The organism is Rouxiella sp. T17 (genome assembly GCF_036663475.1).
Taxonomy (GTDB): Bacteria; Pseudomonadota; Gammaproteobacteria; order Enterobacterales; family Enterobacteriaceae; genus Rouxiella.
In genome coordinates, this window is sequence record NZ_JAWUEA010000025.1 from 80,544 (window position 1) to 106,153 (window position 25,610).

Here is a 25,610-nt window from a genome sequence, read left to right on the forward strand (position 1 = left end):
CGAACCTGTTGCCAGGAAGTGGGATGCGATTTCGTTGCCAAAATCCCTGTAACCATCCACCGAATAATTCTATACGCATTACGGTGGATGTTCAATCTATGACCAGTGTTATAAACGGCGCGAGTAATAGTAGTAGACGAAACGCAGCAGTTTGAGTTGGCGCGGCAGGCGGCTTGGTTGATTGAGCAGGCGATATAGCCACTCCAGCCCCAGCTTTTGCCAGCCTTTAGGCGCGCGTTTTACTGCGCCGATAAAGACATCGTAAGTGCCGCCGACGCCCATATACAGCGCGTCAGGGTAAACTTTTCGACAGTCACGCATCAGGATTTCCTGACGCGGCGACCCCATCGCTACCGTGACAATTTGCGCGCCGCTGGCTTTGACCCGCTCGAACAGCGCGTCGCGCTCAGCCGGTGTGAAATAACCGTTCTGGCTGCCGACGATATTCACGTTCCACTGCCGGCGCAGTTTGTCTTCCGTTTTCGCCAGCACTTCCTGCCTGCCGCCAATCAGAAAAACCGGCGTACCAAGCTGGCCCGCGCGATGCATCAGCGTTTCCCAGAGGTCGGCGCCCGGCACGCGTTCAACGTGGGCGTCAGGGTATTTGCGGCGAATCGAGGCAATCATGCTCACGCCGTCGGCGTACTTGTAATCGGCATCCTTGATAAGCGCGCGCAGCTGGGCGTCGCGCTCGGTAGCCAATACTTTCTCCGCATTAATCGCTATCAGCGTGCCGGTTTTTACGCCGTTTTCAGAAAGCAGATGATCGCGGAACTCGGTTATATTGCGAAACCCCCACAGCTCGATATCGCGGATGCAATACTTCGGAATAGTAGGCGGAACCGAAGAAGGAATAGCGTTGGAATTCATCATTATCCTTTATCGCGCACCAGAGGTTCGGCGATAGCCACAGCCTCCACGTCGGCGATTTGCCTGACGCGCGCTCTTATTAATCCTGCCGAATCAAACAGCCAGTAAAGCAGCTTGGCGGCGAGTAAACACAGGCCGAAAATAACGGCGAAAAATATTACCCGCGAGAAGAAGGAGTCGACGCCTTCGCGAGCCAGCACAATCATATTGAATACCGCGCCGAAACAAAAGCTCTGCAGAATCGCCGCCTTGTAAGGGTTGGCACTGTTTTTACCCAAGGCATAAATCCAGTCGAACCACTTGATAATCAGCCCAACCGCCACCGCGCCCAGCGGGATAAACGCCGCGCCGCCCATGACGACCAGCGAGCCAATCAGCGTCGGAGAAATGGCGAGGCCGGAATGGTTGTCGAGCACTTCCCAGGTAAAATAGTTGCCGGTATTCATCACCGCCGACGGCCTGCCGTGCCACAGCCAGCTCGGAATAAATACGTAAAAATCGCGCACGATCGGCATCAGTCCCTGGAAGTGAATCTTGTCGTAATTCTGCAAAAGCAGCGCCAGATTCTCCCACGGCGAGAAGGTGTCGCGCGTCAGATACAGAAAGGTATAGAAAGCTTCAGGCCCGCTGACGTCGAGATTATAGCGTTTCAGCGCCAGCCAGAACATGCCGACCACCGCCATCACGCCCGCCAGCAGCAGCATCCACAGCGTTATCCAGCCGCGAATGATGCCGATAAACAGAAACAGCGCCACCGCAATAATGATGTTGGCCCGCGTGCCGCCCACAATCACGTAGGTCAGCAGGCCGAAAGCGAAGGTGCTGGCGAGAAACAGCAGCCAGTTTCGACCCGACTGATTGAGGAAGTAGACCACCAACATTGCCGGAATAAAGAAGTAAAAGAAGCGCTTGAGCGCCACGCCCGACACGTTGCTGGAAAAAATCTGGCTGTAGGAAGTCAGCTTGAACAGCAGGAAGCCGTTGTGGGCAAAGAAAATCCCGAGCGTGACGAACGCCACCAGCGCCATCAGTATCCAGCTCAGATTGGTTTCCACGCGATTCAGGGTGAATATCTCACGCGACGGCCCTTCGCGCGCCTTGCGCAGCCGCGTTTTATACACCACGTAATAGATGGCGTAAAAACAGGTCGCCGACAGCAGCGCCTGCAACAGATAAGGCACCGGCACCACGGTCACGTTGAAATCGAACACTAAAATGCTGGTCAGCGGAAAACCGAAATAAAATGTCAGCAGATAGAGCACTGAAAAAAACAGATTGAAACTGAAACGTACCCGCCGGAATTCGAGGTAGGTGAGCGTCAGGATAAACAGCAGCGAAAACGCATAAACGGCGCTCAGGCCGCCCCACTCTGCCAGCGTCATGATGCCACTCCCGCAGCGCGATTCAGCGCCTCTACCCAACCCTGAATATAATTTGGATTAAAGAAGGCAATCTTTTCGCGATCGGCATTGAGCAGCTGACGGCGCGCTTCGGCGAGCGTCGTTTCATCAAGCGCATCGTCGGTAAACAGCACCGGCAGATTTTGCTCGGTCATATCCTGCCAGAACGGATTTTTACGGCTCAGCACAAACGGCACGCCAAACTGAATCAGCAGGCACAGCGTGCCGATCCCCTGCTGGCGCTCGAAGATAAAGTAGCCCAGCGAGCAGCTTTTCAGCAGCGCTAAATAGTCGGTAAACGCCATCGACTCGGTCAGCAGCTCGACGTTTTCGGCGGGAAACAGCGCCAGCGCCTCGCGACGAACCTGCTCGATATAGGCCTGATTATTGGCCGGATAACCCATCGGGATCACCACTCGAATCGCGCTGCCCCACTGTTTATGAATCGCGCGTAACGCCTCGAGATGTAAATTGCTCGGGTCGCCGGAGTTGCCCACCAGCACGCGAGGCATGCCTTCGGGCGCGGGCGTATTGGCAGGTAGCGTCAGCGCGGGATCCATTCGGGTCGGGAAATAGAGCAACGAGGCCGGCACGCGCGGATGACGCTGGCGGTAATGGCTTAGGTCGCCGCGCGTAGCAAATACCTGTCCGATTCGGCCCTGCGCAATCCGGCGCAAAACGTAAAACATTTTAAACTTGAGGCTTGAGGCGGTTTCGTAAAGATCCGCGCCCCACACGTGCCAACACGCCTGCTGCGGCCTGATTTTTCCGCCCAGCAACGCCAGCCAGATAATCGGATTAAACTGTCCGTGGAAGAAAAAGCGGGTGTTTCTATCGGCCTGCGCTTTGGCGATCACCGCCTGCGCCAGCGATTTTTTATCGCCGTGAACTTCAATATTCAGCTGTGAAAAAGCGGCAAGGGTTTCAGGGTCGCGGCTGGCGACCATAAAATGCTGCGCCTGCGCTTTCGGAACGTGAGTCAGCAGCACGTCATTGAAGAAGCGCAGCACGGTTACATTATGGTGCGGGATATCAGATCCCAAAACGTGAATCAGCGTTGTCATGCTCGTCTACGATAAATAACAAAAAAGGTACAGCACAGCGCAAAGTACAGAATGTAGGTGGCCATGTAGGCCTGCGCGGCGCCGAGGGCACCATGCATCGGAATCAACCAATGCGAAAATAGGGTCAGCAGCGTGAACTGGCTGATTTCGGTCAGCAGGTAAAAACGTAGCGACGCCTTGGCAATCACCAGATATCCAAAAATATAGGCGCTGACTTTTAACACGTCGCCCACTAGCTGCCAGGCAAAAAGATCGCGCATGGCGGTAAATTGCGACGAAAACAGTAGCCAGATAGCAAAATCGCGCAGCAGCCACACGCTAAAACTCACCGCCGCAACTACCGGCATCACGAATTTCAACGCCTTGATGATTTCGCGACTAATCTCGGCCTTGCTGTTTAATCGTGCCAGCGTCGGCAATAAATAGACGCTAAACGAGGCGGTGATAAATTGCAGATAGGCGTCGGAAATGCTGCTGACACCTTGCCAAATCCCAACCGCCTGCCAGCCATCGTGTTCGGCCAGCAGATTACGCATCATGACGTAGGCCACCGGCAGTGTCACGGAGGTCATCAACGCCATCAAGGTAAATTTGGCAAAATGACGCGCCAGCTGGCTGTCCCAGGAAGGTTTTAAAAAGTTAAGCGCAAAGGCGCGACGACGGAACAGCATGATACCCGCAGGTACCACCACCAGCGCCGGAACCAGCGCGAAGCCGACCAGCGCGCCGGAATAACCGCCGAGCGTGAAGCACAGCCAATAGGCCACCAGCCCGATCAGACTGCCGCCGATCACCGCCAGCGCGTTGCCCTGCGCGTCGCGATAACCTTTGAGGATCGCCTGAAACAGGTTGGCGTAGGCGATGCCCATTTGAATCAGCGCCACGGCGCGCACCACGGATTCATAACCGGCATGGCCGAACAGCGCCACGCTGACCGGCTCGGCGGCCAGCAAAAACACCAGCGCCAGCAGCGTCGAGAAGCCCAGCACCATCGCCGAGGCCGTGCCCAATACCGCGCGTAAACGTTCGGGCTGCTGCTGGTGTTCGGCGACATATTTGGTCACGCCGTTATAAATACCCGCGCCCGACAGCACGCCGAGCACCGTAATCAGCTGACGGAAATTTCCCGCCTGTCCGACGCCGGTCGGGCCAAAGGCGACGGCCAGCAGTTTAATGACCACCAAACCGGCGGCGATTTTTATCAGCGTCGAGCCGGCGGTCCAAAGAGAAGCTTTTGCAAGAGACATATCAGGCGAAGAAGCTCCGCAGCGTGGAGATAACCGCCTGTTGCATCACGTTACTCATGTTGTAAAACAGCGGCAGGCGCACCAGCTTGCTGCTCTCTTCGGTGGTAAATTTATCTTCACCGCAGAAGTAGCCAAACTTTTTGCCCGCCGTCGAGGAGTGCAGCGGAATGTAATGGAAGACGGTCAGGATTTCGGCCTCTTTCATGTAATCGATTAACGCATCGCGCTGCGCGCCGCTGTTGAATTTTATGTAAAACATGTGCGCATTGTGCTCGCAGCCGGGCGCGATAGTCGGCAGAATCAGCTCGCCTTTATCGGCCAGCGGCTTCAGCGCCTGCTGATAGTTGTTCCACAGCTCAAGGCGGCGCTGGTTGATTTTTTCGGCGGCTTCGAGCTGCGCCCACAGATAGGCGGCCTGCAAATCGGCCATCAGATAGCTCGAGCCAATGTCGTGCCAGGTATATTTGTCGACCTGCCCACGGAAAAACTGGCTGCGATTGGTGCCTTTCTCGCGAATGATTTCGGCGCGTTCGACCAGCGTGCGATCGTTAATCAGCGTCGCGCCGCCTTCGCCACCGGCGGTATAGTTTTTGGTTTCATGAAAACTAAAGCAGCCGATGTGCCCGATAGTGCCCAGCGCGCGGCCTTTATAGGTCGACATCACGCCCTGCGCCGCGTCTTCGACCACAAACAGCTTATATTTTTCCGCCAGCGCCATAATGGTATCCATTTCACAGGCGACGCCCGCGTAATGTACCGGCACGATAGCCCGCGTTTTCTCGGTGATCGCCGCTTCAATCAGTTTTTCGTCGATGTTCATGGTATCTGGACGAATATCGACGAAAACGATGGTCGCGCCGCGCAGCACAAAGGCGTTGGCGGTCGAGACAAAGGTGTAGCTCGGCATGATCACTTCATCGCCCGCCTTGATGTCCAGCAAAATGGCGGCCATCTCCAGCGACGCGGTGCAGGAGGGGGTTAACAGCACCTTCGGACAGTTGAAATTCTTTTCGAGCCATTGCTGGCAGCGACGGGTAAAACCGCCGTCGCCGCAGAGTTTTCCGCTGCCCATCGCGGCCTGAATATAGTCAAGTTCGGTGCCAACAACGGGAGGAGAGTTGAATGGGATCATAAGGTTACCTGTACAGCCAAAAGGCTGAATGAGACAGTGTGCCGCCGCTGGCGCGATAAAGATTCAGCGCCGCGATATTGCCCGTTTGCGTGGCGACTTTCAGCTGGCTAAAGCCCTGCGCGATGCACCAATGCCTGGCGGCATTGACCAGCTGTTTGCCGATCCCGCGCCCCGTCGCCTGCGGCTGAACCGCCAGCAGCCCGATGCGGGCGATGCCCGGCTCGAGAGGACGCAACGTCACAAAACCGAGCAGCTGGCCATTTTGCGTTTTAAGCGTTAAACAATGAGTATCGAAGGTGCCGAGAATGGCTTTTTCGGCCCACAGCGAATAGAAACGGCCCGAATCGCCGCGCTGATACCACGGCGCGCGAAAACGGCTGAGCTGAAAGGCGCTGCCCGCCAGCTGGCCCACGGCGGCGAGATCGGCCTGCGTGCCTAGCGCGTAATCGACGGCGTCACCTTCTGCATTACCTTCCGCGTCACCTTCTACGCCAACATCGGCGTTGCGCAGGTCCAGCGTGAAGTCGATTTCACCCTCTACCAGCCGAAACCCGAGCGAATACAACGCGTCGAGGGTTTCGCCCTGATCGGCCTGAACCTTGACCTGCACCAGCGGAAAGGCGTTGAAATCCTGCCGCTGCAACACGTTTTCGGCCAGATCGAGCGTCAGTTTAGCGCTCGGACGCGAGAAAAAATCGCTTTCCCACTGCAAATAATCAACTCGCCCGCGGATAAGATTGTCGTTCATTTTTCCCCACGCTCCACGTCACTCGAAATGGACTTAGCGCCACACACCTTTGGTGTCGACGACCCAGCGTTGCGTAATCTTTTCGCCTGCAATGTCTTTGAACGCGCTGTGGTCGACCAGCATCACCAGCACGTCGGCCTGCGCAAGCGCATTCTCGATCGATTGCAGTGTCGCCTTGTTTTCCAGCGCGGCCGGAAGATGGTCGACGTTGGGCTCGACGGCCCAGGTTTCGCCCGCGTGCCAGTCGGCAATCAGCTGCGCGACGTGTACCGCCGGACTCTCGCGCAAATCGTCGATGTCGGGTTTAAAGGCCAAACCGAAGCAGGCGATTTTCACCTCGGCGGCGCGCTTGCCGGTGGCGGTCAGGCAGTCGGCGACGGCGGCTTTCACCTTGTCGACGACCCAAAATGGCTTGCCGTCGTTCACTTCGCGCGCGGTCTGAATCAGTCGCGCGAGGTCAGGATGCTGAGAGACGATAAACCACGGATCGACCGCGATGCAGTGTCCACCGACGCCCGGCCCCGGTTGCAGAATGTTGACTCGCGGATGGCGATTAGCCAGGCGAATCAGCTCCCACACGTTAATGCCCTGCGCATCGCACAGCAGCGACAGTTCGTTGGCAAAGGCAATATTGACGTCGCGGAAGCTATTTTCGGTCAGCTTGCACATCTCTGCCGTGCGGCTGTTGGTCACCACACATTCGCCTTCGAGGAAAATATTATACAGCTCGCTGGCGCGCTGCGAGCACTGCGCCGTCATGCCGCCAATCACGCGGTCGTTTTTAATCAGCTCGACCATCACTTTGCCCGGCAGCACGCGCTCCGGGCAGTAGGCGATATTGACGTCCGGCGCGGCGGCGTCGTGCTGCGGAAAACGCAGGTCAGGACGCAGATCGGCCAGCCACGCGGCCATTTGCTCCGTCGCGCCAACCGGCGAGGTCGATTCGAGAATAATCAAATCGCCTTTCTTCAGCACGGCGGCCAGTGAGGTCACGGCTTTTTGCACGTAAATCATGTCGGGCTGATGGCCGTCTTTAAACGGCGTCGGCACGGCGATCAAAAAGGCGTCGGCGGGTTCGGGCGCCGTCACGGCCTTGAGGAATCCCTCTTCCACCGCCTTTTTCACCAGATTTTCGAGTTCTGGTTCGACGATGTGTACACCGCCGCGATTAATAATCTCGACCGCGCGCTGATTGATATCGACACCAATCACCTTTTTCTGGCGCGAGGCGAAAGCGGCGGCGGTCGGCAGGCCAATGTAGCCAAGCCCGATAACGGAAATAGTGCCAAACGGCGTGTGTGAAACAGAATTCGCAATTACGCTCATGATTTTGCTCAAGTATTCTTTAATGCGCTCAAAATTCGCTGACAGGCCTGGCCGTCGCCGTAAGGATTGTGTGCCCGAGTCATGGTGTGATACGCCTCGGCGTCGTTTAGCAATCGCGTAACTTCACCGACGATAGCGGCCGTATCGGTGCCCACCAGCTTGACGGTTCCGGCCGCCACGGCTTCGGGCCTTTCTGTCGTATCGCGCATCACCAGCACGGGTTTGCCCAGCGACGGCGCCTCTTCCTGAATGCCGCCGGAATCGGTCAGAATCAGATAGGCTTTATCCATCAAATAGACGAACGGCAGATAGTCCTGCGGCTCAATCAGGATAACGTTATCAATGCCTTGCAAGATACGGTTTACCGGCTCGCGCACCTGCGGATTGAGGTGCACCGGATAGAGAATTTGCACGTCATCATGCTGCGTGGCAATGTCGGCCAGCGCGCCGCAGATTCGCTCGAAACCGCCGCCAAAGCTCTCACGACGATGGCCAGTGACCAGAATCAGCTTTTTGGCAGGATCAATAAAGGCGTAGCGACGGGCCAGATCGGCGGTGAGATCCGGTGACTGCTTGAGCAGATTTCGCACCCACAGCAGCGCGTCGATCACCGTATTGCCGGTCACCGTGATGCGTTTTTCATCGACCCCTTCACGCAGCAGATTACCGCGCGAGATGTCGGTTGGCGCGAAATGCCATTTTGCCAGATGACCCGTGAGACGGCGATTGCCCTCTTCCGGCCACGGCGAAAGCAGGTCGCCGGTACGCAGCCCCGCCTCGACGTGACCAATCGGGATCTGCTGATAAAACGCGGCAAGACTGGCCGACAGCGCCGTGGTGGTGTCGCCGTGAACCAGCACCACGTCGGGTTTGAACTCGTCAAGCACGGGTTGCAGGCCCAGCAGAATGCGGCTGGTAATTTCGGTCAGCCCCTGACCGTGCTGCATGATATTGAGGTCATAATCGGGCTTGATGGCGAACAGTTGTAGCACCTGATCCAGCATTTCGCGATGCTGGGCGGTGACGCAGACTTTTGATTCAAAGGCTTCATCCTGAGCCAAAGCATGTACCAGGGGTGCCATTTTTATTGCTTCCGGCCTGGTGCCGAAAATCGTTAATACTTTCACAGAGGCACTCTCTTTTAACAGGCGCCGTTTCATAGACGCATGGCATGTTGTAGCGCATTGCATAGGGTCGGCGCAGGCCTGACGCTTTATGCGTGTCGGGCGCGCCTGAGCCGCCCGAGGGTTCGTCGCGATATTATTATATTTTTAATTTTATGCCGCGACGCGACGACGACGGACCAGCGCGACGCCAGCGCCAATTAATCCGCCGACAATGCCCCACATGATCATCATCAATGCGCGGCGAGGACTATCGCGGGTAACGGGCTCTTCCGGCGTGCGAAGATAGCGATAAGTCTGGAATTTGGCGTTCAAAACCGGCCCCACATTAAGCGTAGCCAACATCGCTTTGTTCTGATCGTAATCGATGTCAAAACTCGGCCCGGAAGCCTGTAATAGCTTGAGGCGCGCCTGTAACAGCGGCGTGCCCAGCAGGAACATGTCGGCATCCGGCAGACGATCGGGCGTGGCTTCGGTCATGCTGTGATCGATATTTTGCTGCTGGGCAATCGTCAGCGCCTGCTGGGTATTGTTCAGCTCGCGATTGTAGATGGCGGTGGCAACGGCTTCCTGACGTTTGACCTGCGCTTTCATTGATTGCGCACGGGCAGCCCACGCGCCCTGAATTTCATCGGAAAGATGTGACGCCGCGCGCGCACTGGCAAAATCGACATACTCACGCAGCAGCTGGTTGGCGTCGGCCGCGGTTTCCACCGTCAGCTTTACGCTGTCATTCGGCAGCTTTTTGTCATCACGCGGGGTAAATTGAATCGCGGCGATCAGCTTGTCGAGCAGCACGGCATCGGCCGCCGCATCGCCCTCTTTGCGCTGCACGTAATAAGGATTGCCCAGCCAAAAATCACGGCGAGTGTCGTACGCCGCGAGCTGCATCACAAATTCGCTGTACGCATCATCGGAAATCGAGGCCTGATCGCCCGCAGGCGTAAAGGCATTTTTGGCATCGAGATTGCGCAGGAACTGTTCCTGAGAGAAATAGGCGGCCAGATTATTTACTGTCGGCTTGTCCGTTACCGCCGTGGTGCTCCACGCCTGCTTCATCAATAACGAAATCAGCAGGGCAACGATCGCAAAACCTGCCGCCAGCCCGATAATCCACAGCTTGCCTCGCCACAGCGCGCAGCAAAGCCCGCGAATATCCAGCTCGTTATCAAGGGCGAGCTCCTTCCTTGTCGTCGTCTCTGACTTCATCGTTCCCACCAACCGTTATTAATATTCAGGATTACCGTTTACAGGATGACCGCTTAATTATTTATCTTTTAAAAATAAAGAGTTATTTATATTTTCCTAAAAAACAAAGAGTTATTTCTTGGTCTTTAAAAATAAAACGTTAACGCTAGGCCGCCGGTCGACGCAGTTTTCTTTTGATGCGTTTAAGCAGGCGCGCCACTCGCCAGGCACGTTTTATACAGTAGCCGTAAAACATGAACGCGACCAAAAACAGGCCGAGCATGACCCATTCCGGAAATTTGAGATGCTCGCCGACAACGCCAATGGAAGCCAGCACGGCGGCGGCCAGCGTGATCAGCATGAAGGCCTGACGCGGGGTAAAACCGGCGCGCATAATCAGATGGTGAATGTGCTGGCGATCGGCGGTAAACGGGCTTTGACCCTTGCGCAAACGGCGATACATGATGGCAATCATGTCCATCAGCGGAATGGCGATGAGCCACAGCGCGGTCACCGGCGTCATCGGCGGATGGAACGACGTGCGCGACGTCTGGGTGCATTGCAGCAAAATCCAGATGACGGTGAAGCCAATCAGCGTGCTGCCCGCGTCGCCCATAAAGACTTTAAAGCGGCGGCCAAATACGCCAAGGTTGAGCATAATATAAGGAACGATGGCGGCGATCATCGCAAAGCACCACAGCGCCAGCGAGTCGTTGCCCGCGTAGAGCATAACCACGCCCATCGAGCCAAACGTCACGCAGGAAAGCCCGCCGAGCAGGCCATCGATGCCGTCTACCATATTGAACGCGTTGATGGCGGCCCACACCGCGAACAGTGTGACCAGATAGCCGAACGGACCCAGCACCATCTGCCAAGGCCCGATAATACGGCCAAGGTCATGCAGCACCATGTCGCCGTAAACCATCATTAAGATGGCAACCAGCGCCTGCACGCAGGCGCGAATTTTAACGCTGATATCAAATTTATCGTCTAACGCGCCCACCAGCACCAGTAAACCGGCGCAGCCGAGATAAAGGAATTTATGGGGAATTTGGGGATTGCTGATCAGAAAGGCAAAGCAAACGCCGACGTAGACGGAGATACCGCCCACCAGAGGAATTAGACCTTGATGACGTTTACGGAAATCTGGTTTATCAACTAATCCAATTTTTTTGGCTATTTTTCGCGCCAAAAATAAGAAGAGAAATGAAAACAAGAAGACAACGACAAGTTCAGTACTCATATTGAGTAAATTCACAGTAAAAACGTCTCTGCATTAATGGTAAAACTGCACGACTGTTCGGGCAGCGTGGTCTTGAATCTGGCAGCAGCCATTACCACCTAGCGGTATTGATGCCATATCCTATGATGACAATTCGGATTTTTATTAGCTTTAGTTGATGATTCCGAAGCGCCCTTCCTGCCCGTTATCGCACGCCGACACAATAATAAAATGGGTCTACGCTGACTATCCGGCGTTATCTGATTCTGTCTTGAAATACGCAGTGACACTTATATTGTTATCACTACACATCACATCGTAGCGACCAAAAGCAAAAAACGCCACGTCTACACGCAGCGTTTTTTTCTGAATCGACCGTTCGAATATTACGAACGTTTCATCATATCGAAGAACTCGTCATTGGTTTTGGTCATTGCCAATTTATTAATGAGGAATTCCATTGCGTCGATTTCGCCCATCGGGTGAATAATCTTGCGCAGGATCCACATTTTTTGCAGCTCTTCGGAAGAGGTAAGCAGCTCTTCTTTACGGGTACCGGAACGGTTGTAATCGATAGCAGGGAATACGCGCTTCTCGGCGATTTTACGCGCCAGGTGCAATTCCATGTTACCTGTACCTTTAAACTCTTCGTAGATGACTTCATCCATTTTAGAGCCGGTATCAACCAGCGCGGTCGCGATGATGGTCAGGCTTCCGCCCTCTTCCACGTTACGTGCCGCACCGAAGAAGCGTTTTGGACGATGCAGGGCGTTGGCGTCAACACCACCGGTCAACACTTTACCTGACGCTGGAACCACGGTGTTGTAGGCACGCGCCAGACGGGTGATGGAGTCGAGCAGGATGATCACGTCTTTCTTGTGCTCAACCAGGCGCTTGGCCTTCTCGATAACCATTTCCGCAACCTGAACGTGACGTGATGCCGGTTCGTCGAAGGTAGAAGCAATCACTTCACCTTTAACCAAACGCTGCATCTCGGTCACTTCTTCCGGACGTTCGTCAATCAGCAGTACCATCAGTACGCAGTCAGGGTGATTGTAGGCGATGCTCTGCGCGATGTTTTGCAGCAGCATGGTTTTACCGGCTTTCGGCGGTGCCACAATCAGACCACGCTGACCACGACCAATTGGCGAAGCCAGGTCGAGAACGCGAGCGGTGAGGTCTTCGGTTGAACCGTTACCGCGTTCCATACGCAAACGCGAGTTGGCATGCAGTGGGGTAAGGTTTTCGAACAGGATTTTGTTACGGGCGTTTTCTGGTTTGTCGTAGTTAACTTCGTTAACTTTCAACAGGGCAAAATAGCGTTCACCTTCTTTAGGTGGGCGAATTTTACCTGAAATGGTGTCACCGGTACGGAGGTTGAAGCGGCGGATTTGACTTGGAGAAACGTAGATATCATCTGGACCGGCGAGGTAGGAGCTGTCACCCGAGCGGAGGAAACCGAATCCGTCCTGCAATATCTCCAGAACACCGTCACCGAAGATATCTTCTCCGCTCTTGGCGTGTTGCTTCAGGATTGAAAAGATAATGTCTTGCTTACGCATGCGGGCCTGGTTTTCCAGTCCCATATTTTCGCCGAGGGCAATAAGCTCAGAGACCGGCGTATTCTTTAATTCGGTAAGATTCATAATGATGGGTTCTTAAACTCGGGGGATGTCTCGAAAAACTGTCGTGAATGAGGATGGCAAGGTTGTTCCATGCCAGCTTATGTTTTTTTGAATAAACAATTTAAGGTAGAGCTGTAGATAAATCTTTAGGGTAAAGACATTCAATTTGCAGCTTCTGATGACAGGTCACGGGTGAGGCTCGCGAGCTATTTCTTGAAAGAGGGCAGACTTAAATTGAAGGTGTCTTAATGCCGGTTTGTTTGAAACAGAAAGATGTAAACCGGTTAGATTGTCAACGCACATCGCCATTCACCTGTTTTTAAACAAGTCTTCTTCTATGTAAGCCGTTTTTTCAAAGCAGCTTTAATAGGCAGATGGTTTCGACACAGAGTAAAACGCTAGAATCAAACTACAGGTAAGCTCAAATATGCAGTAAGCGTAAACTTAGCACGCTTCTTTGCAGGCGTCTAGCGGTCAGCGTGAAAAACACACGTCGCCCGCCAAACGCCTGATTTCGGTCATTGAATCGATTACAGATTTGCGTTGAGGAACTCTTTCAACTGACCTTTAGACAGTGCGCCAACCTTGGTCGCAGCCACTTCGCCGTCTTTGAACAACAGCAGGGTTGGGATGCCACGGATACCGTATTTTGGCGCGGTGCCCGGGTTTTCGTCGATGTTCAGTTTGGCAACAGTCAGTTTGCCTTCGAACTCAGAAGCAATTTCGTCCAGGATCGGTGCAATCATTTTACATGGACCACACCATTCAGCCCAGAAATCGACCAGTACCAGTCCATCGGCTTTCAGTACGTCTGCGTCGAAACTGTCATCAGAAAGGTGAATAATTTTATCGCTCATGTTCTACTCCAAAGGATTATCTTTACCTTGTTGATGTAGCATTAACCAACAGTAGGTTGACTCTATTACACCGCGTTTATTTCAACGGATATGCTTTCGTAAAGCAATAGTTAGCTGATATTCTACCACACTATGAGCAAAACACACTTAACCGAACAGAAGTTTTCCGACTTCGCCCTGCACCCGCTCGCGGTCGAAGCCCTTGAAAAGAAAGGGTTTCATTACTGCACGCCTATCCAGGCATTGGCACTCCCTATCACGCTCTCAGGACGTGATGTTGCAGGTCAGGCGCAAACCGGTACCGGCAAGACGCTGGCTTTTTTAGCGTCTACTTTCCATTATCTGCTTTCCAACCCGCCTGCTGAAGGTCGTCAGACCAATCAGCCGCGTGCCCTAATTATGGCACCAACGCGCGAATTGGCAGTACAAATTCATTCCGACGCCGAAGCGCTGTCAGAATCTACCGGACTGAAACTCGGTCTGGCCTACGGTGGCGACGGCTACGACAAACAGCTTAAAGTGCTGGAAAGCGGCGTTGACATTCTTATCGGCACCACCGGCCGTTTAATCGATTATGCAAAACAGAACCATATTAATCTGGGTGCAATCCAGGTCGTGGTGCTGGACGAAGCCGATCGCATGTTCGATCTGGGCTTTATTAAAGACATTCGCTGGCTGTTCCGTCGCATGCCGCCAGCCAACATGCGTTTGAACATGCTGTTCTCCGCAACGCTTTCGTATCGCGTTAAAGAACTTGCGTTCGAAAACATGAACAATGCCGAATCGATTGAGATCGAACCGGAACAGAAAACGGGTCACCGTATTCAGGAAGAGCTTTTCTACCCTTCAAACGAAGAGAAAATGCGCCTGCTGCAAACCCTTATAGAAGAAGAGTGGCCGGATCGCTGCATCATCTTCGCCAACACCAAGCACCGTTGTGAAGACGTTTGGGGCCACCTGGCTGCCGACGGACACCGCGTTGGCCTGCTGACCGGCGATGTGGCGCAGAAGAAACGCCTGCGCGTGCTCGAAGATTTCACCAAGGGTGATCTCGATATTCTGGTCGCTACCGACGTTGCCGCCCGTGGTTTGCACATTCCTGCCGTCACTCACGTCTTTAACTATGACCTGCCTGACGACTGCGAAGACTACGTACACCGCATCGGCCGTACGGGTCGCGCCGGTTTGAGCGGACACTCGATAAGCCTGGCCTGTGAAGAATATGCCCTGAACCTGCCGGCCATCGAAACCTATACCGGCCACAGTATTCCGGTCAGTAAATACAACAGCGATGCGTTGTTGAGTGATTTGCCTGCGCCCAAACGCCTTGCACGTACCCGCAATGGCAACGGCCCGCGCCGTAATTCATCATCTTCATCTTCTTCTTCACGACGCGGTGGTAATGCACCACGTAACAACCGCAAACGTTCGGGCTGAAAACTATGCTGAGTTCCACCTCACTTTATGCAGCGATCGATCTGGGCTCCAACAGCTTTCATATGCTGGTGGTCCGTGAGGTGGCAGGCAGTATTCAAACGTTGGCCAGAATCAAACGCAAAGTGCGTCTGGCGGCCGGACTGGATAAAAACAGTCATCTTTCTGCAGAAGCCATGCAGCGCGGATGGCAGTGCCTGAAGTTATTTTCTGAACGTTTACAGGATATTCCGCGCGAGCAGATTCGCGTAGTCGCGACGGCGACGCTGCGTCTGGCGAAAAATGCCGACGCTTTTCTTGAAGTTGCCGAGCAGATTCTGGGTTGCGAGATTCAGGTTATTAGCGGCGAAGAAGAAGCGCGGCTGATCTACCACGGTGTTGCTCATACTACCGGCGGTCCCGATCAGCGGCTGGTTGTCGACATTGGCGGCGGCAGCACCGAGCTGGTGACCGGCACGGGCGCGCAGGCAAATTCGCTGTTCAGCCTGTCGATGGGCTGCGTCACCTGGCTCGAGCGTTATTTCTCCGATCGCAGTCTGGCGAAAGAGAATTTCGAGCAGGCCGAGCAGGCCGCCGTCGAGATGATAGTTCCGGTCGCGCCAGAGCTGATTGCCAAGGGTTGGCAGGTTTGCGTCGGCGCTTCCGGCACCGTGCAGGCGTTGCAGGAAATCATGGTGGCGCAGGGCATGGACGAACGCATCACGCTGTCCAAACTGCAACAGCTCAAACAGCGCGCTATTCAATGTGGCAAGCTCGAAGAGCTGGAAATCGAAGGATTGACGCTGGAACGTGCGCTGGTTTTCCCGAGCGGACTGTCGATTCTTATCGCCATCTTCAAGACGCTGAATATCGAATCGATGATGCTGGCGGGCGGCGCGCTGCGAGAAGGTCTAGTTTATGGCATGTTGCATCTGCCGGTCGAACAGGACATTCGCCAACGCACGCTGCACAATTTACAGCGCCGTTATCTGCTCGACGTTGAGCAGGCCAATCGCGTCGCGGCGCTCGCCGAAAACTTCTCGCTGCAGGTTTCAAGCACCTGGCAGCTTGACGTGCGTGCTCGCGAGCTGCTGACCAGCGCCTGTCTGATCCACGAAATCGGCCTGAGCGTTGATTTTAAACAGGCGCAGAATCACGCGGCCTACCTGATTCGTCATCTTGATTTGCCCGGTTTTACCCCGGCGCAGAAAAAGCTGCTGGCAACCTTGCTGAAAAATCAGAGCAGTAATCTCGATTTACCGCTGCTGAATCAGCAAAACGCGCTGCCGCCACGTCAGGCGGAACGTCTTTGCCGCATTATGCGTTTGGCGATTATTTTTGCCAGCCGTCGTCGCGACGACACGCTGCCCGCCGTTCGACTGCGTGCCAATGACGATGAGTTACACGTGTTGGTGCCTGCCGGATGGCTGGAACAGCATCCTTTGCGAGCCGAAGAGTTGGAGCAGGAAAGCCACTGGCAAAGTTATGTCCATTGGCCGCTGTACATCGAAGAAGCCAGCAAATAGCCGCATTTAGCGACGCATTTTCTGAATGAAATCATGCCGGCAACATGTGCGTACTCAAGTGAAATGTGCGCGCTGAAGTGAAAAGAATGCTGCAAAATGATTAGGGAGCCCTCGGCTCCCTTTTTACTATTTATCTTAACGTCAGGCTTTCTCTTACCGTCATGCTTTGCTTTGCCCGGCCGCTTTGGCGCTGGCGAGCTGCGCCCGAATCTTCTCGAGATGACTCTGCCCTTTCACCATTCGCTCCTGCGGCGACACAATTTTGCGTTCGCTTTCCCACGCGAGGTCGTCCTGCGGCAACTCTTGCAGAAAACGGCTGACTTCCGGGCGGATTAACTCACCATACTGACGGCGCTCGCGGCAGTGCGTGAAAAACAGCTCTTTCTGCGCGCGCGTAATGCCCACGTAGGCCAAACGACGCTCTTCGTCGACGTTATCTTCGTCCATGCTGCTCTGATGCGGCAGCAGCCCTTCTTCCATACCGACCAAAAAGACATACGGGAATTCGAGGCCTTTCGAGGCGTGCAGCGTCATCAGCTGGACCTGATCCAGCTCTTCGTCGTTTTCGCCGCGCTCCATCATGTCGCGCAGCGTAAAGCGCGTGACCACCTGCGTCAGCGTCATCGGCTCGTCGAGATCGGTGCCTTCCAGCATTTCGGTCATCCAGCTAAACAGCTGATTGACGTTTTTCATGCGCATTTCCGCCGCCTTCGGGCTTGGCGAGGTTTCAAACAGCCAGCTTTCGTAATCCATGCCGTGAATTAAATCGCGCACGGCGGCGATCGGCTCGCGTTCGACCTGATCGGCAATGCTGTTCATCCAGTGGGTAAAACGTTGCAGCGACTCGAGGCCGCGCCCGGTCAGCGTTTGGCCCAGCCCAAAATCGGAGCTGGCTTTAAACAGGCCTTTATTGCGCTGGTTGGCCCACTCGCCGAGCTTTTGCAGCGTCGCGGCACCGATTTCACGCCGCGGCGTATTGACGATTCGCAGGAAGGCGCTGTCGTCGTCGGGATTGGTGAGCACCCGTAAATAGGCCAGCAAGTCTTTGATTTCTGGACGCGAAAAGAACGAAGTTCCGCCGGAGATGCGATACGGAATACGGTTCTGCATCAGCATTTTTTCAAACAGCCGCGACTGATGGTTGCCGCGATACAAAATCGCGTAATCGCCGTGATTGGTTTTATTCACAAAACGGTGGGCAATCAACTCCCCCACGACGCGCTCCGCCTCGTGGTCTTCATTATTGGCGGTAATAACCTTCAGCGGCTGGCCATACGCCAGCTCCGAAAACAGTCTCTTTTCAAAGACGTGCGGATTATTGGCGATCAAAATGTTGGCGGCTTTAAGAATGCGCTGCGAGGAGCGGTAATTCTGCTCGAGCTTAATCACCTGTAACGCCGGAAAATCTTCTTTCAGCAGGACCAAGTTTTGCGGACGCGCGCCGCGCCACGAGTAAATTGACTGGTCATCGTCGCCCACCACGGTGAAGCGCGCGCGGTTGCCCACCAGCAGTTTTACCATCATATATTGGCTGGTGTTGGTGTCCTGATATTCATCGACCAGCAGATAACGCAGCTTGTTCTGCCAGCGTTCGCGCACCTCTTCGTTACGTTGCAGCAGCAGCGTGGGCAGCAGGATCAGGTCGTCGAAATCGAGAATGTTACAGGCGCGCATGTGATCATGATAAAGGCTGTAACAGAGCGCGAAGGTGTGATCGCGTTCGGATCGCGCCATTTTTGCCGCGCCCGCCGGGTCGATCAGATCGTTTTTCCAGTTGGAGATCGTCGAGATCAACTGCTGCACCAGCGTCTTGTCATTTTCCAGCCACTTTTCGCTCAGCTCTTTCAGCAGCGCCAGCTGGTCCTGATCGTCGAACAGTGAAAAGTTGGACTTCATGCCGAGCGCCGCGTATTCGCGCTTGATGATTTCCAGACCCAGCGTATGGAAAGTCGAAATCAGCAGCCCGCGCGACTCTTTACGCCCCAGCGTTTGCGACACGCGCTCTTTCATCTCGCGCGCGGCTTTGTTGGTAAAGGTGACGGCGGCAATATGGCGCGCCTGATAGCCACATTCGCGGATCAGGTGAGCAATTTTATTGGTAATAACCCGCGTTTTACCCGAGCCCGCACCGGCCAGAACCAGGCAGGGTCCGGTAACAAATTCGACGGCGTGTTGTTGGCTGGGATTTAATCGCATTGGTTTATTTCTGCTCACTGGAAGACGCGGGAGGAGGATTGTAGCAGAAACTTCCGCCGGAAATGAGAGTCAAAATGATCAAGTTCGGAGCTTGGGAGGCATCGCGCAGTCCACTTCTGTTGTTGCAGATGTTACATTACGCGCCTGAGCAGTTTTTGATTAATCTTATCTAAAGGTCCTACTATTATGGCGAATACCGCTTCTGCATTACACATTCTGGTGGCTGACGAAAGCAAAGCCAATGAACTGCTGGCCCAGCTCGAAAAAGGCGCGGATTTTCAGGAATTGGCGCGCAAGCATTCAACCTGTCCGTCCAAGCGTGACGGCGGTTCGCTCGGCGAATTCCGTAAAGGCGACATGGTGCCAGCGTTTGATAAAGTCGTGTTCAGCGGCGAGCTGCTGAAGCCGCTTGGCCCGGTGAAAACCCAGTTCGGTTACCACCTGATCAAAGTGTTGTACCGTAACTAATCACGCTTTTTAATTGTCGAATCGAAAGCAAAGAAAAGCACCGCCGAAGCGGTGCTTTTTTGTTTTGTAGGATGTTACAGGTAAGACTTTTTTATTAGCTGGCAACCGCGATGCGTTTCATGTCAGTCATGTAGCCGCGCAGTTTCTGGCCTACCGCTTCGATAGCGTGGGCACGAATAGCTTCGTTCACGTCGCGCAGCTGGGCGTTATCGACTTCAGTCGCCGCCACAGATTTGCCCAAATCGCCCGCTTGCAGCGTGGTCATGAACTCTTTCAGCAGTGGCACAGCCGCGTTGGCAAACAGATAGTTACCGTATTCTGCGGTATCAGAGATAACCACGTTCATTTCATACAGACGCTTACGGGCAATGGTGTTGGCGATCAGCGGCAGCTCGTGCAGTGATTCGTAGTAAGCGGACTCTTCGATGATGCCGGAAGCGACCATCGTTTCGAATGCCAGCTCAACGCCTGCTTTCACCATCGCAATCATCAGTACGCCGTGGTCGAAGTACTCCTGCTCGGAGATTTTACCTTCAAACTGTGGTGCATTTTCGAATGCAGTTGCGCCCGTCTCTTCACGCCAGGTCAGCAGTTTAACGTCGTCTGCCGCCCAGTCAGCCATCATGCCGCCAGAGAATTCGCCGGAGATGATGTCATCCATGTGTTTCTGGAACAGCGGCGCCATGATCTCTTTCAGCTGCTCGGACAGCGCGAAGGCACGCAGTTTCGCCGGGTTCGACAGGCGATCCATCATCAGCGTAATCCCGCCCTGCTTCAGCGCTTCGGTGATGGTTTCCCAGCCGAACTGCTGCAGTTTTTCTGCGTAAGCCGCGTCAACACCTTCTGATACCAGCTTGTCGAAGCACAACAGAGAACCAGCTTGCAGCATGCCGCACAGAATAGTCTGCTCGCCCATCAGGTCAGATTTCACTTCCGCAACGAAAGAGGATTCCAGCACGCCCGCACGGTGGCCGCCGGTGGCCGCAGCCCAGGCCTTGGCAATCGCCATGCCTTCGCCTTTCGGATCGTTTTCAGGGTGAACCGCAATCAGGGTCGGCACGCCGAAACCGCGTTTGTACTCTTCACGGACTTCGGTGCCCGGACATTTTGGCGCAACCATGACAACGGTGATGTCTTTACGAATCTGCTCGCCGACTTCAACGATGTTGAAACCGTGAGAGTAACCCAGCGTTGCGCCATCTTTCATCAGAGGCTGAACCGCTTTTACTACCGCGCTGTGCTGCTTGTCTGGCGTCAGGTTGATGACCAGATCGGCCTGCGGGATCAGTTCTTCGTAGGTGCCGACTTTAAAGCCGTTTTCGGTCGCCTTGCGCCATGAAGCACGCTTCTCGGCAATCGCTTCTGCACGCAGGGTGTAAGAAACGTCCAGACCGGAGTCACGCATGTTCAGACCCTGATTCAGGCCCTGCGCGCCACAACCAACGATCACCACTTTTTTACCTTTTAGGAAGCTGGCTTCATCGGCGAATTCATCGCGAGCCATAAAGCGGCACTTGCCTAATTGCGCCAGCTGCTGACGCAGGTTCAAGGTGTTGAAATAGTTAGCCATGATAAAACTCCGTTCGCGGTTGTTGGGTACTTCAGAATTTGTTTAACCCGATACTTCGAGTTGGTTTAAACACTATATGACAAGAGCTTCATTGCTTAAATTGATATATTAAGAAGATGATATTGCAGTTTATGCAACGTCGATAAATCCCCAGCCAATGTATGACTTAGCCGGAAAATCTTATGGACCTACGCGATCTGAAACTGTTTTTAAATCTGGCCGAAAGCCGCCATTTCGGTCGTTCGGCCAAGGCGATGCACGTCAGCCCGTCAACGCTTTCACGGCAGATCCAGCGCCTTGAGGAAGAGCTCGGGCAGGCGCTGTTTCAACGTGATAATCGCACCGTGCAGCTGACGCAGGCGGGCCAGCAGCTCAAGGATTTTGCCCAGCAAACGCTGCTGCAATACCAGCAGCTGCGCCACGCGATGGGGCAAAACGGCCCGACGCTTTCCGGCGAGCTGCGATTATTCTGTTCGGTTACCGCGGCTTACAGTCATCTGCCGCCTATTCTTGACCGTTTTCGCGCGCAGCATCCGCTGGTCGAAATTAAATTGACCACCGGCGACGCCGCCGACGCGGTCGCAAAAGTGCAGTCAACCGAGGCGGATCTCGGCATTGCCGGTTATCCAGAAACGCTGCCAACAAGTATAGACTTTACGCCGATTGGCGAGATTTCAATGGTGCTGATTCTGCCGTCGCTGCCCTGCGCGGTGCGCACGCAGGTGCTGCAACCCTCGCCGGACTGGTCGGAGATTCCGTTTATCATTCCGGAACACGGCCCGGCCCGTAAGCGCATCGACGGCTGGTTCCGTCATCATCGGCTCAATAATCCGCTGATTTATGCCACGGTTTCAGGGCACGAGGCGATTGTGTCGATGGTGGCGCTGGGCTGTGGCGTGGCGCTGATCCCGGGCGTGGTGCTGGAGAACAGCCCTGAACTGATCCGCGACCGTATTTCGGTGCTGGATAACGTGACGGTTGGCGTGCCTTTGCCGCTCGGCGTGTGCGTGCAGCGCAAAAGGCTTAACGAACCGCTGATTGAGGCATTTTGGCAATTGTTGTTGCAGAGAACGGCGGGATAAAACGATCGACCCCGCGTGAAATGATCGGCGGGATCGCGCGTTTGAAGGGTTAGCTTTTCATGTGAAAGGCTAACCCTGTATTCGAAAGCTTAGCCTTGCAGGAAGAAACGGAAGGCGGGGTTATCGGATTCGTTATGACAATCGTAACCCAACGCCGACAGATTCTTTTCGAACTCGGGTTCAAGCTCGGTCAATTCGAAAGCCGCCAGCACGCGACCGAAATCGGTGCCGTGGCTGCGATAGTGGAACAGCGAAATATTCCAGTGCGTACCCAGCGTGTGCAGGAACTTCAGCAGCGCGCCCGGCGATTCCGGGAATTCAAAGCTGTACAGACGCTCATGCAGCGGCTTGCTTGGACGCCCGCCGACCATGTAACGCACGTGAAGCTTCGCCATCTCGTCGTCGGATAAATCCACCACCTGATAGCCGCCCTCGCTGAGCAAATCGATAATCTCTTTGCGCTCGGCGTGACCACGCGTCAAACGCACGCCAACGAAAATGCAGGCGTTATCGGCATCGGCGTAACGATAGTTGAATTCGGTCACCGAACGGCCGCCGAGCAGCTGGCAGAATTTCAGGAAGCTGCCTTTACGCTCGGGAATTGTCACCGCCAGCAGCGCTTCACGCTGTTCGCCCAACTCGCAACGCTCTGAAACGTAACGTAAACCGTGGAAGTTGACGTTCGCACCCGACAGCACGTGCGCTAAACGCTCGCCCTGAATGTTGTGCTCCTGAACATACTTCTTTAAACCGGCCAGCGCCAACGCGCCCGAAGGTTCGGCGATAGCGCGCACGTCTTCGAAAATGTCTTTCACCGCCGCACAGATAGCGTCGCTGTCGACGGTAATGACGTCATCGAGATATTCGCGGCAAAGACGGAAGGTTTCGTTACCGATGCGCTTAACCGCCACGCCTTCGGCAAACAGCCCGACGCGCGCCAGATCCACCGGCTCACCGGCGTCCAGCGCGGCACGCAGGCAGGCAGAATCTTCGGCTTCGACGCCAATCACCTTGATTTGCGGCATCAGCTGTTTGATAAGCACCGCCACGCCCGCGGCTAATCCACCGCCGCCCACCGGCACGAAAATACGATCGAGATGCGCATCCTGCTGCAACAGCTCCATCGCCAGCGTGCCCTGTCCGGCGATCACCGCCGGATGGTCGAAAGGCGGCACAAAGGTCATGCCCTGCGTCTGCGACAGTTCAATCGCCCGCGCTTTCGCCTCATCAAAATTAGCGCCGTGCAGCAGCACTTCGCCGCCGAAATTACGCACGGCGTCGACTTTGATATCGGCGGTCGCGACCGGCATCACAATCAGCGCTTTAATCCCTTTTCGCGTCGCCGACAGCGCAACGCCCTGCGCGTGATTTCCGGCAGAAGCCGTCACCACGCCGCGCGCCGCCTGCTCTTCGGTCAATCCGGCAATCATTGCATACGCCCCGCGCAGCTTGAAGCTGTGCACCGGCTGACGGTCTTCTCGTTTAACCAGAATGACGTTTTCCAGTCGGCCCGAGATTTTTTCCATGACCTGTAACGGGGTAACCTGCGCCACCTCGTAAACGGGCGCTCGCAGCACGGCGCGCAGATATTCCGCGCCGCACGGCTGGTCGGGCAAAGGTTGTGATACCGCCATAACAGTTAGCCTCCCAGCTTACTCTTGTCGCGAATGGCACCTTTGTCGGCGCTGGTTGCCAGTAAAGCGTAGGCACGCAGCGCGTAGGAAACCTGACGGATACGGTTTTTCGGCGTCCACGCCTTGTCGCCACGCGCCAGCTCGGTTTCACGACGGTGCGCCAGCTCGCTGTCTTCGACTTCCAGCTCCATGCTGCGGTTCGGGATGTCGATGGCAATCATGTCGCCGTCTTCGATTAATGCAATCAAACCGCCGCTGCCCGCTTCCGGAGAAACGTGGCCGATCGACAGACCTGACGTGCCGCCGGAGAAACGGCCATCGGTGATCAGCGCACACTCTTTGCCCAGACCCATCGACTTCAAATAAGTGGTCGGATAGAGCATTTCCTGCATGCCCGGCCCGCCTTTTGGCCCTTCGTAGCGAATCACAACGACGTCGCCAGAGACCACTTTGCCGCCCAGAATAGCTTCAACCGCAGCGTCCTGACTTTCGTAAACTTTGGCCGGACCGCGGAATACCAGGTTGTCTTTGTCAACGCCGGCGGTTTTCACGATGCTGCCGTCAATCGCCATGTTGCCGTACAGCACGGCCAAACCGCCTTCGGTGCTGAATGCGTGGTCGAGAGAACGGATACAGCCTTCGGCGCGGTCATCGTCCAGCGTGTCCCAACGGCAATCCTGAGAAAATGCCTTGGTGGTACGAATACCGGCCGGGCCTGCGCGGAACATTTTTTTGATGCTTTCGTCTTCGGTCAGCATGATGTCGTACTTTTGCAGCGTTTCCGGGAATTTCATCTCCAGCACGTTGCTCACGTCGCGGTTCATCAGGCCTGCGCGGTCGAGCTCACCCAGAATGCCCCACACGCCGCCCGCGCGGTGAACGTCTTCCATGTGATATTTCGGCGTGCTCGGCGCAACTTTACACAGGTGCGGAACCTTGCGGGAGAGCGCGTCGATGTCGGTCATGTTGAAATCGACTTCGCCTTCCTGCGCGGCGGCCAGCAGGTGCAAAATAGTGTTGGTCGAGCCGCCCATCGCGATATCCAGCGTCATGGCGTTTTCGAATGCGGCTTTGTTGGCGATGCTGCGCGGCAAGACGCTTTCGTCATCCTGCTCGTAGTAACGTTTGGCCAAACTCACGATGCGCGTACCGGCGGAAAGGAACAGCTCTTTACGGTCGGCGTGAGTCGCCAGCAGCGAGCCGTTGCCCGGCTGGGAGAGGCCCAGCACTTCGGTCAGACAGTTCATCGAGTTGGCGGTAAACATCCCGGAACAGGATCCGCAGGTCGGACAGGCAGAACGTTCGATCTGCTCGCTGTCGGCGTCGCTGACTTTCGGGTTGGCGCCCTGAATCATGGCGTCGACCAAGTCCAGCTTGATGATTTTATCGGAAAGCTTGGTTTTACCGGCTTCCATCGGACCGCCGGAAACGAAAATCACCGGAATGTTCAGGCGCAGAGAGGCCATCAACATTCCCGGGGTGATTTTGTCGCAGTTGGAGATACACACCATGGCGTCGGCGCAGTGTGCGTTGACCATGTACTCCACCGAGTCGGCGATCAGTTCGCGCGAAGGCAGTGAATACAGCATGCCGCCATGGCCCATGGCAATTCCGTCATCGACGGCGATGGTGTTGAACTCTTTCGCCACACCGCCGCAGGCTTCGATTTGCTCGGCAACCAGTTTGCCCATGTCGCGCAGGTGAACGTGACCCGGCACAAACTGGGTGAAGGAGTTGACGACGGCGATGATTGGCTTGTTGAAATCATCGTCGGTCATTCCGGTGGCGCGCCATAATGCGCGGGCGCCGGCCATGTTGCGGCCCTGAGTCGTGGTAGCGGAACGGTACTTAGGCATGCTCTATTCACTCCAATTAATGCTTGTTTGTGGACGGCGAAACCGCCGCCCACTTAATTTTT

The 25,610-nt window shown here is 55.0% G+C and carries 20 protein-coding genes; 4 read left to right on the forward strand and 16 right to left on the reverse strand.

What is annotated here, in order from left to right; all coding sequences use genetic code 11:
* Positions 1–108 precede the first annotated feature (108 nt).
* From wecG to trxA, 12 genes are all read right to left on the reverse strand, one after another.
* Complete coding sequence (gene wecG, locus SC206_RS06480; protein WP_442976034.1) at positions 109–873, reverse strand: lipopolysaccharide N-acetylmannosaminouronosyltransferase; 765 nt, start codon at positions 871–873, stop codon at positions 109–111.
* On the reverse strand, positions 873–2,252 hold the full coding sequence (wzyE, locus tag SC206_RS06485) for an ECA oligosaccharide polymerase (RefSeq protein WP_332735334.1): 1,380 nt from the start codon (positions 2,250–2,252) through the stop codon (positions 873–875). The genes wecG and wzyE overlap by 1 nt, the downstream gene beginning before the upstream one ends.
* Positions 2,249–3,334 carry a TDP-N-acetylfucosamine:lipid II N-acetylfucosaminyltransferase gene (locus SC206_RS06490; RefSeq protein ID WP_332735336.1) on the reverse strand — a complete coding sequence of 362 codons (1,086 nt, stop codon included), beginning with the start codon at positions 3,332–3,334 and terminating at the stop codon, positions 2,249–2,251. Before SC206_RS06490 ends, wzyE begins: the two co-directional genes overlap by 4 nt.
* Positions 3,331–4,581 carry a lipid III flippase WzxE gene (wzxE, locus tag SC206_RS06495; RefSeq protein WP_332735338.1) on the reverse strand — a complete coding sequence of 417 codons (1,251 nt, stop codon included), beginning with the start codon at positions 4,579–4,581 and terminating at the stop codon, positions 3,331–3,333. Before wzxE ends, SC206_RS06490 begins: the two co-directional genes overlap by 4 nt.
* A gap of 1 nt (position 4,582) precedes the next feature.
* Positions 4,583–5,713: a dTDP-4-amino-4,6-dideoxygalactose transaminase gene (gene rffA, locus SC206_RS06500; protein ID WP_332735340.1), complete on the reverse strand. Its 1,131-nt coding sequence runs from the start codon at positions 5,711–5,713 to the stop codon at positions 4,583–4,585.
* A gap of 4 nt (positions 5,714–5,717) precedes the next feature.
* Positions 5,718–6,461: a dTDP-4-amino-4,6-dideoxy-D-galactose acyltransferase gene (gene rffC, locus SC206_RS06505; protein ID WP_332735342.1), complete on the reverse strand. Its 744-nt coding sequence runs from the start codon at positions 6,459–6,461 to the stop codon at positions 5,718–5,720.
* 33 nt (positions 6,462–6,494) lie between these two features.
* Positions 6,495–7,787, reverse strand: coding sequence for a UDP-N-acetyl-D-mannosamine dehydrogenase (gene wecC / locus SC206_RS06510; protein ID WP_332735344.1), 1,293 nt, complete (start codon positions 7,785–7,787; stop codon positions 6,495–6,497).
* 8 nt (positions 7,788–7,795) lie between these two features.
* Positions 7,796–8,914 (reverse strand): non-hydrolyzing UDP-N-acetylglucosamine 2-epimerase, encoded by a 1,119-nt coding sequence (gene wecB, locus SC206_RS06515; RefSeq protein WP_332735346.1) that lies wholly within the window; start codon positions 8,912–8,914, stop codon positions 7,796–7,798.
* A gap of 150 nt (positions 8,915–9,064) precedes the next feature.
* Positions 9,065–10,120, reverse strand: a complete 1,056-nt coding sequence (wzzE, locus tag SC206_RS06520) for an ECA polysaccharide chain length modulation protein (protein ID WP_332735348.1) — start codon at positions 10,118–10,120, stop codon at positions 9,065–9,067.
* A 145-nt stretch (positions 10,121–10,265) separates the two neighbouring features.
* Positions 10,266–11,357 carry a UDP-N-acetylglucosamine--undecaprenyl-phosphate N-acetylglucosaminephosphotransferase gene (gene wecA, locus SC206_RS06525; RefSeq protein WP_332735350.1) on the reverse strand — a complete coding sequence of 364 codons (1,092 nt, stop codon included), beginning with the start codon at positions 11,355–11,357 and terminating at the stop codon, positions 10,266–10,268.
* A gap of 350 nt (positions 11,358–11,707) precedes the next feature.
* On the reverse strand, positions 11,708–12,967 hold the full coding sequence (rho, locus tag SC206_RS06530; RefSeq protein WP_045049796.1) for a transcription termination factor Rho: 1,260 nt from the start codon (positions 12,965–12,967) through the stop codon (positions 11,708–11,710).
* Positions 12,968–13,476: 509 nt separating this feature from the next.
* The gene (gene trxA / locus SC206_RS06535; RefSeq protein WP_332735352.1) at positions 13,477–13,803 is read right to left on the reverse strand and encodes a thioredoxin TrxA; all 327 of its coding nucleotides are present in this window, start codon (positions 13,801–13,803) and stop codon (positions 13,477–13,479) included.
* Between the two features lie 132 nt (positions 13,804–13,935).
* On the opposite strand from trxA, the gene rhlB reads away from it, so the two are divergent.
* Both rhlB and gppA read left to right on the forward strand, forming a co-directional pair.
* The gene (gene rhlB, locus SC206_RS06540; RefSeq protein ID WP_332735354.1) at positions 13,936–15,240 is read left to right on the forward strand and encodes an ATP-dependent RNA helicase RhlB; all 1,305 of its coding nucleotides are present in this window, start codon (positions 13,936–13,938) and stop codon (positions 15,238–15,240) included.
* 5 nt (positions 15,241–15,245) lie between these two features.
* On the forward strand, positions 15,246–16,742 hold the full coding sequence (gene gppA, locus SC206_RS06545) for a guanosine-5'-triphosphate,3'-diphosphate diphosphatase (protein WP_332735356.1): 1,497 nt from the start codon (positions 15,246–15,248) through the stop codon (positions 16,740–16,742).
* A gap of 159 nt (positions 16,743–16,901) precedes the next feature.
* On the opposite strand, the gene rep is transcribed toward gppA, so the two are convergent.
* Positions 16,902–18,938 carry a DNA helicase Rep gene (gene rep / locus SC206_RS06550; protein WP_332735358.1) on the reverse strand — a complete coding sequence of 679 codons (2,037 nt, stop codon included), beginning with the start codon at positions 18,936–18,938 and terminating at the stop codon, positions 16,902–16,904.
* Between the two features lie 186 nt (positions 18,939–19,124).
* Between rep and ppiC the strand changes: the two genes are divergently transcribed.
* Positions 19,125–19,406, forward strand: coding sequence for a peptidylprolyl isomerase PpiC (gene ppiC / locus SC206_RS06555; protein WP_332735359.1), 282 nt, complete (start codon positions 19,125–19,127; stop codon positions 19,404–19,406).
* A gap of 94 nt (positions 19,407–19,500) precedes the next feature.
* Here the strand turns inward: ppiC and ilvC are convergent, their stop codons facing one another.
* Positions 19,501–20,976 carry a ketol-acid reductoisomerase gene (gene ilvC, locus SC206_RS06560; protein WP_332735361.1) on the reverse strand — a complete coding sequence of 492 codons (1,476 nt, stop codon included), beginning with the start codon at positions 20,974–20,976 and terminating at the stop codon, positions 19,501–19,503.
* Between the two features lie 182 nt (positions 20,977–21,158).
* Here ilvC and ilvY point away from each other — a divergent pair, with 182 nt between their 5' ends.
* The gene (gene ilvY, locus SC206_RS06565) at positions 21,159–22,058 is read left to right on the forward strand and encodes an HTH-type transcriptional activator IlvY (protein ID WP_332735363.1); all 900 of its coding nucleotides are present in this window, start codon (positions 21,159–21,161) and stop codon (positions 22,056–22,058) included.
* Between the two features lie 89 nt (positions 22,059–22,147).
* Here the strand turns inward: ilvY and ilvA are convergent, their stop codons facing one another.
* Together ilvA and ilvD are read right to left on the reverse strand one after the other, a co-directional pair.
* Positions 22,148–23,692, reverse strand: coding sequence for a threonine ammonia-lyase, biosynthetic (gene ilvA / locus SC206_RS06570; RefSeq protein WP_332735365.1), 1,545 nt, complete (start codon positions 23,690–23,692; stop codon positions 22,148–22,150).
* Positions 23,693–23,697: 5 nt separating this feature from the next.
* Positions 23,698–25,548: a dihydroxy-acid dehydratase gene (gene ilvD / locus SC206_RS06575; RefSeq protein ID WP_332735367.1), complete on the reverse strand. Its 1,851-nt coding sequence runs from the start codon at positions 25,546–25,548 to the stop codon at positions 23,698–23,700.
* Between the last annotated feature and the right edge of the window lie 62 nt (positions 25,549–25,610).

What these genes read in the sequence shown, in the direction of transcription:
- trxA (WP_332735352.1), bottom strand. Translation starts at nt 13,803, where the DNA reads ATGAGCGATAAAATTATTCACCTTTCTGATGACAGTTTCGACGCAGAC.
- ilvY (WP_332735363.1), top strand. Translation starts at nt 21,159, where the DNA reads ATGGACCTACGCGATCTGAAACTGTTTTTAAATCTGGCCGAAAGCCGC.
- ilvA (WP_332735365.1), bottom strand. Translation starts at nt 23,692, where the DNA reads ATGGCGGTATCACAACCTTTGCCCGACCAGCCGTGCGGCGCGGAATAT.
- rho (WP_045049796.1), bottom strand. Translation starts at nt 12,967, where the DNA reads ATGAATCTTACCGAATTAAAGAATACGCCGGTCTCTGAGCTTATTGCC.
- ppiC (WP_332735359.1), top strand. Translation starts at nt 19,125, where the DNA reads ATGGCGAATACCGCTTCTGCATTACACATTCTGGTGGCTGACGAAAGC.
- rffA (WP_332735340.1), bottom strand. Translation starts at nt 5,713, where the DNA reads ATGATCCCATTCAACTCTCCTCCCGTTGTTGGCACCGAACTTGACTAT.
- SC206_RS06490 (WP_332735336.1), bottom strand. Translation starts at nt 3,334, where the DNA reads ATGACAACGCTGATTCACGTTTTGGGATCTGATATCCCGCACCATAAT.
- ilvD (WP_332735367.1), bottom strand. Translation starts at nt 25,548, where the DNA reads ATGCCTAAGTACCGTTCCGCTACCACGACTCAGGGCCGCAACATGGCC.
- rffC (WP_332735342.1), bottom strand. Translation starts at nt 6,461, where the DNA reads ATGAACGACAATCTTATCCGCGGGCGAGTTGATTATTTGCAGTGGGAA.
- rep (WP_332735358.1), bottom strand. Translation starts at nt 18,938, where the DNA reads ATGCGATTAAATCCCAGCCAACAACACGCCGTCGAATTTGTTACCGGA.
- wzxE (WP_332735338.1), bottom strand. Translation starts at nt 4,581, where the DNA reads ATGTCTCTTGCAAAAGCTTCTCTTTGGACCGCCGGCTCGACGCTGATA.
- wzyE (WP_332735334.1), bottom strand. Translation starts at nt 2,252, where the DNA reads ATGACGCTGGCAGAGTGGGGCGGCCTGAGCGCCGTTTATGCGTTTTCG.
- wecG (WP_442976034.1), bottom strand. Translation starts at nt 873, where the DNA reads ATGATGAATTCCAACGCTATTCCTTCTTCGGTTCCGCCTACTATTCCG.
- ilvC (WP_332735361.1), bottom strand. Translation starts at nt 20,976, where the DNA reads ATGGCTAACTATTTCAACACCTTGAACCTGCGTCAGCAGCTGGCGCAA.
- gppA (WP_332735356.1), top strand. Translation starts at nt 15,246, where the DNA reads ATGCTGAGTTCCACCTCACTTTATGCAGCGATCGATCTGGGCTCCAAC.
- wecC (WP_332735344.1), bottom strand. Translation starts at nt 7,787, where the DNA reads ATGAGCGTAATTGCGAATTCTGTTTCACACACGCCGTTTGGCACTATT.
- rhlB (WP_332735354.1), top strand. Translation starts at nt 13,936, where the DNA reads ATGAGCAAAACACACTTAACCGAACAGAAGTTTTCCGACTTCGCCCTG.
- wzzE (WP_332735348.1), bottom strand. Translation starts at nt 10,120, where the DNA reads ATGAAGTCAGAGACGACGACAAGGAAGGAGCTCGCCCTTGATAACGAG.